We start from the raw sequence: 15,177 nt of genomic DNA on the forward strand, positions 1-15,177 counted from the left end.
ATATTTATCGAAATTAAAGATTTTAAATAAAATTAACAATATAGCAAATATTTTTTTACAAACCCACAAAAATAATGTCATAAAAAGCCAAAAACTAAACAAAATATGCTAATTCAGACCTAAAATATATCGACCGAAACTAAAAAAATAAAAAAGAAATGGGAAATTATCCCATTTAAGCATTTACTTTTACTGTGTTTGCAATATTTTGACCGTTATAGCTTGAAGTAATAATGTATTCTCCAGGCATAAGGTTAATGTTTAACCGAGCATTTCCTTCACTGTCAGTGGTTCTTTGATAGAATACTCCGTTAATGTTGAAGGTTATGCTTTCACCGACAAAAGCTTGACCCTGACCGTTAACCAATGTAGCTACAAACTGATCTGGAGTGCCGTATTTCTTTGTTAGGTCACTGGCAGATAATACCGGAAGCACAGTAATGTTATTTGCAACACTGCATCCGCCATAATAAGCAGTTATAATGTATTTACCCGGCTCCAGGTTAATGTTTAACTTGGCTATTCCTGACGCATTGGTTGTACGTGTATAGAATACTCCGTTAATGTTGAAGGTTACATTTTCACCAGCACCAACTGCTTTTCCGTCATCACCAATGATTTTAACAGTGTATTGTGAAGCGTTTCTGTAATATTTCGTTAAATCATTGTTTTCAGTGATTCTTGGAATGACTGTAATGACGTTTGAAGACAATTCATTGGTTTGAGTGTTTTTAGCAGTTATGATGTATTCTCCCTGCTCAAGGTTAATGTTTAATTTAGCCAAACCGTTTGCAGCGACTTTACGTGTGTAAAATACACCGTTGATGTTGAATTCAATTTCTGTTCCTTCAGCCAAGTAATTGCCTTTGGAGTCTCTGAATGTTGCATAATACTGAGTAGCGTTTCTGAATACCTTAGTTAAGTCTGTTCCGTTGACAGTGGTTAAAATGCTTGCAGTGGAGTTGACTGTTTGATTGTTCATAACTACAGTAACATTGTACACACCGGAAGGTAAACCCAAAGGAATGCTTGCAGTACCGTTCACGTTAGTTTTTCTTTGATATGAAACACCGTTAATGGTAATTTCAACGGATTTGTTAGCTATTGGATTGCCTTTCACATCACTTACGCTTACAACAAATCTTTCAGGTCCTGAATAGTATTTGATTACATCAGGAGCGAAGATGATATCTGATTCATATCCTTTTACGGTTACATTGACATCTCCACTTGCAGGATTGTACCTGTCATCACCAGAGTATGTTACATGAATCGTGTGATTGCCTTTAGCCAAATTCTCCACAATAAGAGTTGCTGTACCATTTATAACAGGAGAAGTTACATTGACTGCAGTTACATTTCCCTTTGCATCAGAAGGTAAAGTCACGACAATAGTAGCGTTTTCACCTTCAGTGATAGGTTCAGCAGTAATGTTCATTGTAACATTTTCTTTTGGAACAATCGGATTGACTATGATTTCAACGCTTTTTGTGAAGTTATTGTAATTATCATCTCCAGCATAATTAACAATAGCTGTTGTATTTTCAATTAAACCCACAATATAAATTTTTGCACTTCCATCAATGATTATAGAGATGTAAACATCTTCGTTAACACTTGCCGTCACATTTCCAGTAGCATTTTCTAAACCTGTAACTTTAATTAATGCATCTTCACCGACAATTATTTCATCAGCTGAAACGCTTGCATTCAAGTCTTTTTTAGGAATTACAGGTTCTTCTTTTGAATTTACAGTGACAGTAATTATAGCTTCACTTGCTTGGTATTTTTCTGTTTCAGCTACTTTTACTGTGACTAAAGCAGTTCCATTTGAAAGAGCGGAAACTTTACCTTTTTCATCAACGCTGATAACTGAAGTGTCATTGCTTGTGTATGTTACATTCAAATCTTCCGGAGTGGTTTTTGGAGTAACTGTTGTTTCATCACTCACATTCAAGGTCATGGAATCAGTATCAACACAAACAGCAGTAGGTATTTTGGAAACTGTGACTGAAACCGTCGTTGAGTTGATTGCATAGACTATATCATCACCGACAGTTAATGTAATGGTGGCATTTCCTGCACCTAGAGCAACAACATTGCCTTTAGCATCGACAGTGATAACTGAAGTATCATTACTTTCAAACTTAATATCCAAACCTTCAGGAGTGGTATTTGCCTTAATTGTTGAATTGTCACCGACATATAATTCCATGTTCTCATCTGCAACAACGGAAGTGTTGATCAATGCAGGAGCCTCTGAAACTGTTACAGTAACGTTAGCTGTGCTTATCCTATAGAATTCACCGTCACCAACGATTACAGTAATATTAACGCTTCCTTCTTTAAGTCCGGTTACAATACCTTTTTCATCAACACTAGCTATTGATGAATTTGAACTTGAATAGGATATGCCTGCATTTTCCGGACTATATTTTGCGTTAATTGAAGAGTTCTTTCCGATACTTACATTTAAAGTTGAATTGACAGATAAAGTCGTGTTAATCAGTCCTGATATTACTTTTACAATTAACGGATTGAATATTAAATCTCCTCTGACTTCATACTCCAATAACCCGGGATTAGGGTGGAATGTTAAGTTGTTTACTCCTTCAACCAGTTTATCGCTGATTTTAGCCAAATCATAGCTGAATGATGTAGCACCTGAATCCACACCATCAATTTTTACACGATTTTTCTCTTCCTCACCGTTGATGTAAACAAACATGGAATATCCCTTAATGTCAGCAGAAGAGGGATATGTGATATTTACTTTAACAATCTGACTGGAATCTAATTTGTAGAGTACTTCAGAAGGTGTTGGGGTTGAAATATAGTCATCTGCCTGAGGAGCCTTTTTAACATTTATTATTAATGGATTGAAAGTGTAATTATCACCTTTAAAGATATTGAAGAAGTTTTTAGTGTATGGGGCAAAGTATAATTTATTCTGACCGTCCTGCAAATCGGAAGATATGTTTTTAAGATTGAAAGTGAATGTGGTCTCATTAGCAGAAACGCCCCTGATAAAGTCCCAATTATAACCTTCAACGTCATTTATATAAACACACATGTCAATAAGGCCCAATATTTGAGATAAACCATCCCAATATTCTGTATAGACCGTAATGTTTTCATCAGTGTTTCTTTCATATTCATCTATAGCGCTTGGATCCGGCGTGGATATATAATAATCATATATCGGCTCTACGATATTCACTGTTAATTTATTGAATAATGTACTGTTTGTTATTCCATCCAAATTAGGGTGGAAAATGATTGAATTTTTCTCAGCAGTTAAATAATCCTTAAAATCAAAGAGATTGACAGTGAAATTTGCATCTGTTGCCTTAACGCCATCAAGCTTAATGGACATATTATTGTTAATGAACATGTACATGTCCAAATCTTTTAAAGATTCGTTTAAGGATTTATTATATCTTACATCAACAGCAACTGTCCTGTTTTCACCAATTATATAATCCACAGTTGCAGGATAGGGTGAAGTTGAATATGAGTAACTTTCAGTATTGTAATAGACGGTTGCAGGATTGAAATTGTACTGATAACAGGTGTATGATTTCATCTGATTTTCATCAGGATGGACAGTTATTTTATTTTCACCGTCGTGGAGCTTGCTTTCAATCAGCTTCAAGTTGAATTGTATATTTGAAGCGGCACCGTTATAATCCTTAAGTTCTACACGATTTGTACTGTCATCATTGATATAAACATATAATTTCAGGTTTCCGAAGTATCTTGGAGAATCCGGACGTCCGAAATAGTCATCGATTATTGAATAAAATTCAATATCCTTATTTCCCCCATTATAGGATACGGTTTCACTTTTCTTGGTTGGCTGTGACTCATACCAGTATTCGCTGGCTGAAAGATTCGCATCCATATCACTGCTTTGCAACATATCATTTATTTGCGTTGAATTTACATCCTCTGCAAATGCCTGAGGCGCAAATGCAATAAAGATAAAAAATATAAATAATAAAGAGGTTATGTATTTAAGATTCATAGTTTACCTCTTTATCTGATTCTAATTGTATTTGCAATATTCAATCCGTTATAGGATGAAGTGATAATGTACTCACCAGGCATCAAGTTAATGTTTAACCTTGCAATTCCATCACCGTCAGTTACACGGTCATAGAATATTCCGTTGATATTGAAAGTGATGCTTTCTCCTTTAAATGCGTTTCCTTGCCCATCCACTAATTTTGCTTCGAATTTCTGTCCGTCAAGATATGACATTTCCAGGTCTTTTGCAGATAATACTGGCAATACTTCAATAGTGTTGGAGGTCATGTAATCTCCATATATTGCAGTTATAATGTATTTGCCAGGTTCTAAGTTAATGTTTAACTTAGCTATTCCTGAGGCATTTGTTGTACGGGTGTAGAATACTCCATTAATATTGAATGTTACTTCAACACCTGCACCTACAGCATTTCCTTCGTCATCCAAAACCTTAACGGTATATTGTGATGCATTTCTATAATATTTTACCAGATCATTGTTTTCAACGATTTTACCGATGATTGTAATGTTATTTGCATAATTTTCACCGGTTTCAGTGTTGATTGAAGTAATAATATAAGTTCCGCTTCCCAGATTAATATTCAATTTAGCCCTGCCGTTTTCATCAGTAGTTCTATCGTAGAATACTCCATTAATGTTGAATGTTATTGATGTTTTTGCTAAAGGATTGCCTTCAGAGTCTAGGAAGTTTGCATAAAACTGGCTTGCATTTCTGTATATCTTTACAAGGTCTGATGCATTGACAGTATTTTTAACAGTGACTGTAGCGCTGGCATTAACCTTATCGTATTTGTCAGTACCATTGAATAAAACGGACACATCATATTTTCCACATGGCAATGATAAAGCCATACTTGCAGTTCCATTAACTATCTTTCTAGTATAGGTAACATTATTGATTATAATATATACTGAAACGTTGTTTAACGGATTTGAATCCAAATCAACCAATTTAATAACTAATTTTTCAGAGCCGCCGTAATATTTTTCAACATCCTCTACGGTCAATTTCACGTTGATTGGTGAGATAACGGTTATATTTGCATTGACTGATTTTTTGACATATTTTGAATCCCCTTCATAGGTTACCTTCATTTCATAGCTGCCTTCTTTTAAATCAGTTATGTTTAAAATAGCTGTACCGTCAGTAACATTTGCATCATATGTTTTATTGTTTACGATAATAGTGACTTTTCCTCCCGCATCGCCAGGTAGTGTTACAGTTACTGTTGTGTTTTCACCTTCACGAACAGTAGTGGAGTTTACACTCATTTCAAAATCATTTACCTTGGATATGATAACTTGAATCTCTTTTGAATTTTCAAGATATTTATCATCACCGATATAAGTTGCAGTCAAGTCATACTGTCCAACCTTTAAGTTTTCCACATTGAAAGTAGCTATACCATCAATTACTCTTGCAGTGTAATTTTTAGAATCAATGCTGATTGTTGCATTGGAAGTTGCATCTTTTGGAAGGGATACAGTTACAGTGAGGTTTTCGCCTTCTGAAATTTCATTAGATTTTACATCCATTTCATAATCAGGTATTTTGAATACTTCAAATGAAGCATTAGCAGTTGCATTGGTATATTTGTCACTTCCTGAATAATCAACGACAACAATATAGGTTTTATTTTCGAGGTTTAAAATATCCAAAGTGGCAGATCCGTTTTCCAATGTCTTAATGTATGAATCATTATTGACGTTTATTGTGACGTTTCCAACTGCATCGTCATTTAATTTTACAGAAATGCTTTGATTGTTTCCGACAAATGAGTCATTAACATCAATTGCAATTGTTGGAACTGCTTTTAGAACAGTTACATAACGTGTAAGTGAAACATTTCCATATTGAGCAGTTATAGGATAAACAGCCACTTCATTTGGAAGTGTAATTTCCACATTGGCAAAACCGTTTGATATTGTTGAATTAAAAGTATTTGAATTGAATGTTACGTTTAAAATTCCGCTGTCAATAGGATTTCCTTCCTCATCAATAACCTGAACAGGAATTGTTATATTTTCAGCCAAAATGCCTGTAGCATTATCAAAGTCAATGATTATTTCGCCAGTGGTTATTTTAATAATACCTGTTTTTACTAAAACATCATTTTTAACAGCCAGTATGTCTGCATTTACGATTTTATTATTATCATCTACTGTAATAAACCTTTCAATTGATGCAAAACCATTGTTTACTGTTGTATTGAAGTTTTCACCATCAATGATAAATGCAAATGCTTCTGTAGTAATCAAATTACCGCTGTCATCAGTGACATTAGCATAAATAACAGCTGTCTGTGACGGTGAGAAATATTTGGTGATATTGTCAAGAACAGTTATCGTTAAGCCTGAAACGTATAATTCAGGATTTAAATAAATTTCATTTGCACTTGAAGCTTTACAGTCACTGATTGTATTATTTGACAGGTTAATAACAAAGACATTTGTAAATACCTGTGACGGGTTTTTGTCAATATACAATGCTCCTGCGGTTTTACCTGCAGAATTGTTGTTAAACTCATTATTTGTTATTGTTTCATCACCAACTGTGAATAATGCTCCACCATTGCTGCTTGCAAAGTTATTGGCAAAGTCACATCCGTCAATAACACCGTCACCAATATAAACCGCACCACCATTTGGAGCTGAATTAGCATCAAATGTTGAGTTATATATTTCTGCAGTGAATGGAGAGACTGTGTAAAAGTAAATTGCTCCACCATCTCTTGAAGCTTCGTTGGAAATGAATGTAGAGTTAATTACACACATTCCTCCATGATACTGTTCTATAGCCAATGCTCCACCGAATTTTGCATAGTTATCGATGAATGTGGAATTGATAATGGTTACCACTCCCCCATAAGTTGAAACGGCACCTCCGACATTTCTGTCATAGCTGTCCTGACCGATGACGCTGTTTGAAATGAAAGTACAGTTAATGATTTTTGCTTCACCAATATATGTTGCACCGGTGTTTAAATTGAATCCTTTATTTACATGGATTGCTCCACCAAAATCTTCAGCAGTGTTATTTATGAATGAAACATTTTCTAAATATAAGTGACCTCCCTTAAAGAAGATTGCTCCACCAGCATAGTTTCCTGCGTATGTACTTGCTCCAGCATAACCGTTTGCCAAGGTAACGCCGGTAATATTATAGTAGCTGTTTTCATAACCTGTTAATGAGAAAATGAATTTGTCCTGTCCGTCAAGAATCGGATTTCCTTCACCTATAATTGTAAAGGATTTATAGTTAATTTCATATCTTGAAACTTCATAATATCCAGGTTTGATTATAATTGTATTTGATGCACCTTCACGGCTTGCTAAACTGTAAGCAACCTCAAAAGTTGCAACAGGACTTATTTCACTTCCCACATTTGCATCATTACCTAACTCTTCGGAAAGATATATTGGTCCGAAGTAATCGGCTGATGCATTGGTTACAATAATATAACCTACAGTGACATTTGAATATCTGCTTGATACACTGCCATAATTACCTGAAATGACATAAGTTCCATTTAAACGTGGTGCAAAAGCCACATGACAGAATCCTTCAGTCAAAACAGAAGGGGAGTACAATGTTTCGGTTCCGTTAACTGTGAACTTTACAGATCCTCCGCTTATTGCATTACCCATATCATCAGTGACTGAAGCGTTCAATCTGATTGACTGGCCTTCAACTTCAACGGTTTTTCCTTCCATGAATGTGATGTTTAAAAATCCTTCAAATGTACCTACGTTATAGATTTCATTACCTATTGTTAAAGCTTTTGAGTTTTTCATGGTGTTGTTTTGAAGATATAGTACACCGCTGCTTGCAATTACTCCACCATAGGATGCAGTGTGGTTTGTAAATACGTTTGAAATAACATCCATATTTGCATAGTAAGCACTGATTGCTCCACCATATGCAGCTAAATTATCTTCAAATCTGTTTTGAGAAATTATTGTATAGGAAGAGCATGAAACCAGCTGTTCATTGTCTAAAACGATTGCTCCACCATAAGAATCAGCCTCATTTTTAACAAAAGTATTTCCGATTACATAGTTGTCATCACTTTGTGAGGTACTGATAACTGATATAGCACCTCCCCATCCGGCATAATTGCTTTCAAAATGAGAATCAAGTAGATTTAAAACGAAACCTGCATAAAATAGTGCTCCACCATTTTCAGCCTGGTTGGAAATGAATATACAGTTTTCAATTAATCCGTTATTTCCTTCCCAGTCAATAGCTCCACCGTAGGTTCCCCCATAGTTGTTGATGAATTTGGAGTTTCTGATTTTTCCGTTACGGCCATCCCAGACGATAGCTCCTCCACAGGTTGATGCCTCATTTGAGATGAAGGTCAGGTTATTGATTGTTACCAAAGCGTTCTTAATATAAATTGCACCTGCACCGTTTTGATATCCTGAATATGGGATATAAATATCATCCTGACCTTCTCCATTGACCAGATTGAGGTTTTCCAGCTTAACTGTTGTATCATCTTCAATTGTAAAAATTCTTCCTTTTCCTTGAGCGTCTATTGTAACATTACCCAATCCTACAATATTAACGTTGGATAATATTTCCAAATCATATTCCGTATAAACACCTTCAAATATGTAAATTTGAGTTTCATTGTTAGAATTTGCTAAGTTCAATGCTCTTTTAACACTTGCCAACGGATTATCTTGGCTTCCGTCGTTTGTATCATTTCCATCTGTTGAAACATAATAAACGGCATTATCAACCGCCAATACATTATCATCAGCTATTGATAAATCATCTGTCTGATTATCATAAGCAAATGAATTTGGAATGATAATAAAAAGTATAAAAAGAGTAAAAATTAATAATAAAAAGTTATTTTTATTTTTTGACATTTGAATTTTCCCCCAAAATATACGATTTATAAATCGCATGTTATTCATTATCTTTCATAATGTATTTAATTATTTCTACTAATTGTAAATGAGTATAATGAATAAAATATTGAAATTTATTAAAAAAATGAATAAATATAAAAATTTAAATTTTAAAATGAAAATTTAACAAATAAATAAATAATTTAAAAATATGGTTCAACTTCATATCGAGTAAAAAAAATTAGGGAAAATTAATCCCCTAATGAATTGTGATTTTATTTGCCACATTTAACTCATCATAAGTTGAAGTAATGATATATTCTCCACTAATCAGGTTAATATTTAAACGGGCAATACCATCGCCATCACTCGTTCTGGTGTAGAAAACCCCATTGATATTGAATAGGACATCCTTTTTAGATACAGGATTACCCTGCTTATCCAGCAGTTTTACTTTAAACTGGGATCCGTCCTTATATGACATATCCAAATCACCTGATTCGATTGTCGGAAGGACTGTGATATTATTTGAAACAAGACATCCGTCATATTCGGCAGTTATAATGTAGGTTCCAGGATGTAAATTAATGTTTAAACTCACAATACCGTTTTCATTGGATGTACGGTAATAAAATACTCCGTTTATGTTGAATTTGACAGTTCTATCGCCCAATGGGTTTCCCTGATTATCAAGGATTTTTAAAGTGTACTGTGAAGCGTTTCTATAATATTTAACGAGATCATAGTTTTCAGCAATTCTCGGCAATACGACAACCTTATATCCGGCACTTTCTGAAGTTTGCGGATTGTAAACTGTCAGGATATAGGTATTCTGCATAAGATTGATGTTCAATTTTGCAACACCTTTATCATTAGTCGTCCTGTTATAGAATACCCCATTTATATTCATTGAAACAACTGTATTCGGCAAAATATTACCCTGCTTATCAAGCAAAGTAACATAAAATTGAGTGTCATTTCTGAAGTATTTTGTAAGGTCCTGAGCTATTATGGTTGAAAGAACAGTGATGTTGTTTTTAACCTCACAAGGAAGATAGATATCAGAACCATTGTATTTTACGCCAACAGTATAGTTTGCACTGTCCAAATTGATTGCAATTGAAGTGCTTCCGTTTTCATTAGTCTTTCTTGTATAATTCTGATTATTTATGGAGACTAAAACACTCTGATTGGATATTGGATTATTGTCCTCATCGACAAGTTTAACATAAAAGCGTGTTCCGTCCAGATAATACATTACAACATCTGAAGTTACAAAAGCAGTTTTAATTGGCCTTAACTCAATTTCCTTAAAGGTAGTGATTGTGAAATAGCCTTCTTTTTCAAATTCAGCAACTACCGTATAGTTGTCATAGGCCATATCCCTTAAAAATAACTGACCGATTCCATTAGTTAAATTAACGTCGTGGCTTTCATTAGCCAAAATGACTTTTACATTAGTATCCCGCGTATCGTTCAACGTTATGTTAATCAATAAGTTTTTAACATCGACTACATCCAAAGACATGTTCATTTCTACGGTTCTGTTTAAAACTGTGAAATTACAATAAGCTGAATTGTCATAATACTTGTCTGAATTGTTGAAAATAACTTTTGCAGTGTAATTGCCGGCAGACAGATAATCCGTAATGACAAATGAAACATTTCCTTCCAAGACATTGACATCATACGTTTTATTGTTTACAATCAAATAAACCTTTTCGGACAGGTTATCACCATTTAAAGCATTTAAGGTGATATTTGCAACAACATCACCATATGTTAACGCATCATTTACCTTTAAAGATATATTGATATTGGATTTGGAAATGTTAATTAATGCACTAGTATTTGACGGATTCAACAATGAATCAGAAGTATAGAAAGCATTAACTACAAATTCACCAATTTCATCAAAGCTCACACTTAAATTAGCAATACCGTTTGAAACATTTGCATAATAATTCTTTCCGTTTATTTCAAAAGATACAAGACCTTCAGTGACGTTATTTCCATAATTATCCAAAACATAAGCCAAAATGTTTGATGGAGTTTTGACAGAGAGATTGTAATTGTCAACCCTGATTGTCGTATTCAATGAGGAAAATGATGTGAAGGCCTTAATACAGGCAACCTGTGAGTTGTATGTGTGATCATATCCTATATATTTGTACTTATACAAATCATTCCAGATTTCACCGTCATATGAAAAGAATGAAACGCCAGGCGAATATAAAGTTCTGACAAAACGCATGTCTTCAGATACTGGAAAACTTGCATACTGACTTGCATTTATCCTTAAAGCAACACTGAATGTATCTCCAACTTTCAATGGAATAAACTGGTTTAGGTATATTGTATAATAACCGGAAATGGAAGATCCTTCCTGAGTGAATTTCAATTCGTCATTTACGTAAATGTAAGCTTTCCAGTCAGTGGTTGTATTGAAGTAAGTTGAAAATGCAGCCAATAATTCGTTATCTGTTGCATTGAATACATTCTTATACCAGATTACATTATTTCCGGTGATGAAGTAATCAGTGATTCCCGGAATGTCATACTGATAATTCTTATCCAATTTAATGGAATCATTCAGAACATAAGTATACATAAAATGAGGATCTCCAACACTTGCAGTCACCCCATCATAATATGAAACATAGAAATATCCGTTATCTCCCCAGGATCTATCCCAGCTGTTTTTAATAATCCAGGCCCCATCTCCTTTTGGAGTTGTATAAAAGTTTTCCTTTGAATAGTTATCATCCCAGCCAACAATGGCCACTGCATGATTTGGATAAGTGGAGCCGGAATAGTAGTACGCACCTTTTGAAGTTAAATAATGGCTATCATAATACATTCCGGTTACAACGGCACCATATTTTAAGATTGCCTCTTTAATAGCGTCATTTTCAGTGTAGGATTCACGTCCGACATATAGAATATTTTGAATATGCATAATACTGTCCATTACTGGAGATATGAGACTGTATTCATCAAAAATATCTGAACTTTCATTTACAGGACCTAACCAGCTTGTCAGATATGCTATTGCCATTTCATCCCATCCGCCTTCATTGGTTTCCATTTTCCAACCGTAATCTGAAAACATTGCAATCAGATTTTTCATGTTTTCTTCAGACAAATCAAAAGTCTGGCCGGTTGCCTTTAAAATACATGATTCCAAAGCAGCTATTGAAGCAAATGCCCAACAGTTTCCACTATCCTGCTGGTCTTTTACAGGAGTAAGATATCCGTCGTCAAGCAAATTATATCTTTCAGGCAAAGTTCCATTGAAAGTGAAATTACCCTTTATCAGCTGATAATTTCCATTTCCAATAGTCAGGTTAAACTTGGATGTGACCAGTTCATCATCATGACTGGAGGCACTGTTGTTTAGATATGTGTTATTTGAAAATTCCCTTCCAGAATTTGCAAGTGAGTAAAGTGCACCCCCATTTAATCGAGCATGATTTTCACTAAATTCATTGTCAGTTAAAATAAAGTTATATGCGCTGTCAACATATACCGCACCCCCATTTTTTGCAGAGTTTTTTGCAAATTTTGAGTTTGTTACTGTGAGAGAACCGTACATCTTATAGATAACACCACCATCATAATATGCAGTATTGTTAAAAGCCGTTAATTCAGTGACTGTTGTGGTTGAGTTCAAATCACAGATTCCCGCACCAAGAGTGGATGAACAGTTTTCTATTGTACAATTTTCCAATGTCAATTTGGATTTAGCAACATAAACTGCTCCGGCTTCACCATTTTTAGAGTAATCTCCCCTAAATATGGAATTTGCAATGCTAACAGTGGATGCGACATTAACGGTTATGGCTCCACCATAGTTTTCTGCAACGTTATTTATAAAACGGGAATTGTTAATTTTTGCATCACCATATTCTATATAGATAGCACCGCCATAGACCGCTTCATTATTTTTAAAAGTACAATTATCAATATAAAGCTCAGGAGTTGCCGCATATGAATGGTAATCCTCAACGACCATGTTTGAAATTGCTCCTCCAAAACTGGCATCATAATCGCCGCTGACTTTAGCCACACCACCATCAAATATTACATTTGTTGCAGTTACTGTAGCAGCATTATTTGTAATTGATGATTTGGATAATGTTAAATTCTCTAAAGTCAATGAATTTGATACAAAAATTTCACGGCCATTCTGGTTAATGATTGTTTTATCCGCATCCTGACCTATAAAAATGGCCTTATTAATTGTTACAGTTCTTTGTAGGTTATAAACCCCATTTGCAAAGTGAAGCGTATTCCCATAACCAATCCTTTGAACATTCAATGTTTTATAAGGATGTTCCATTGATCCGTCACCGTCAACTTCAGCAGAAGCGTTGAAATAAACATCCTGAGCAGACAAAATATCATCATTAAATGATTGAGTATAAATCATATCATCTGATAAATTATCCGTGCTTATTTCTTCTGCAGCGAATGATAACGGAATGCATATGAATATTAATATTATAGACAAAATAAAAATCGATTTTTTCGCCAAAACTACCTTCCCCCCATTAATAATAAAAATTAATATCGATATAATATAATCAAAATGAAAAATTATACTAGTATACTTATGTTAGAACTCATATAAAAAGGCTTAGTTTAAAATTTTAAAAATCAATGCAAAATAATATTTTTTAAAATTAAAACTCTTATTAAATTGATTTAAAAAAATAGCGATGTGATAGAAAAATAAAAAAAGTAGAGAAGTTAATTAATAACTTCTCATTTAAGCTTCTACTTTTATTGTGTTTGCAATATTGCTTCCGTTGTAGCTGGAGGTAATAATGTATTCTCCAGGCATTAACCTAATGTTTAACTTAGCATGTCCTTCACTGTCAGTGGTTCTCTGATAGAATACACCATGGACGTTGAAGGTTACATTTTGTCCGGCATAAGGATTACCTTGACCATCAACCAATGTAGCTACGAACTGATCAGGAGTACCGTATTTCTTGGTTAAGTTCTCTGCAGTCAATACTGGAAGTACAGTAATGTTATTTGCAACACTGCAATTCGCATGTGAAGCAGTTATAATGTATTTTCCAGGTTCTAAGTTAATGTTTAACTTGGCGATACCGGAAGCATTGGTTGAACGTGTGTAGAATACACCGTTAATGTTGAATGTTACTTCAACACCAGCACCAACAGCTTTACCATCGTCACCAATGATTTTAACTGTGTATTGACTTGCATTTCTGTAATATTTTGTTAAATCATTGTTTTCAACAATTCTTGGAAGAACTGTAATGTTGTTGGAAGACATTTCACCGGTTTGCAAGTTTCTTGCAGTTAAGATGTATGTTCCTTGTTCCAAGTTGAGGTTTAATTTAGCTAAACCTTTGTCTCCGGTATAACGGTAGTAGAATACACCGTTGATGTTAAATTCGACTTGAGAGCCTTGAGCTAAATAATTGCCCATACTGTCACGGAATGTAGCATAGTACTGAGTATCATTTCTGAATACTTTTACAACGTCAGTACCGTTAACAGTAGTTAAAATAGTTACAACAGAATCAATTGTAGTGTTATCAACAGTTGTTGTTACATTGTATACTCCACTGCCCAAGTTTAGAGCTAAGCTTGTAGTACCGTTTGTGTTGGTTGTTCTGTCGTAGTCAACACCATTAATGTTGATTTTCACGTTTTTATTTGCAATTCCTTTACCTTTGTAATCAGTAACTTTTACAACAAATCTTTCAGGTCCTTTGTAGTATTTAGTTACATCAGGAGCTTCGATGATATCAGATTTGTCTTCATCAACAGTTACATTTACATCCTTGGTCACTGGGTTATACTTATCATCACCGGAATAGGTTACAGGGATTGTGTAGTTACCAGCAGCTAAATCAGGAATAGTAAGGGTAGCAGTACCGTTTTCAACAGGAACAGTGTAAGTCTTATCTCCAACAGTAGCAGTTAAATTACCTGTAGCATCTTTAGGTAAAGTTGCAGTAATAGTAAGGTTTTCACCTTCAGTTACTTCAGGAGCATCAATGCGGATTGTTGCATTTTCTTTTTCTTTAGGATTGACAACAATATCAACACTAGTTTTGGCAGGGTTGTATTTGTCATCACCATCATAAGAGATATCTGCAGTAGCATTTTCAACTAAACCAGGAACAGTAATAGTAGCAACACCGTCAATAATAGGAGCAATGTAAACTCCATTACCAACTTTAGCAGAAACATTACCAGTAGCATCTTTCAAACCACTAACAA

4 protein-coding genes are annotated in these 15,177 nt (G+C 34.5%); all 4 read right to left on the reverse strand.

The window, feature by feature from the left end; genetic code table 11:
* Positions 1–175: 175 nt before the first annotated feature.
* The gene (locus tag ACKI44_RS01280) at positions 176–4,027 is read right to left on the reverse strand and encodes an Ig-like domain repeat protein (protein WP_407420901.1); all 3,852 of its coding nucleotides are present in this window, start codon (positions 4,025–4,027) and stop codon (positions 176–178) included.
* 11 nt (positions 4,028–4,038) lie between these two features.
* The gene (locus ACKI44_RS01285) at positions 4,039–8,931 is read right to left on the reverse strand and encodes an Ig-like domain repeat protein (protein ID WP_407420902.1); all 4,893 of its coding nucleotides are present in this window, start codon (positions 8,929–8,931) and stop codon (positions 4,039–4,041) included.
* Positions 8,932–9,172: 241 nt separating this feature from the next.
* Positions 9,173–13,450: a C1 family peptidase gene (locus tag ACKI44_RS01290; RefSeq protein WP_407420903.1), complete on the reverse strand. Its 4,278-nt coding sequence runs from the start codon at positions 13,448–13,450 to the stop codon at positions 9,173–9,175.
* A 234-nt stretch (positions 13,451–13,684) separates the two neighbouring features.
* The coding region (locus ACKI44_RS01295) for an Ig-like domain-containing protein (protein ID WP_407420904.1) at positions 13,685–15,177 on the reverse strand (1,493 nt) is incomplete at its 5' end.

The sequence above is a fragment of the Methanobrevibacter sp. genome (assembly GCF_045646205.1).
GTDB lineage: Archaea > Methanobacteriota > Methanobacteria > Methanobacteriales > Methanobacteriaceae > Methanocatella.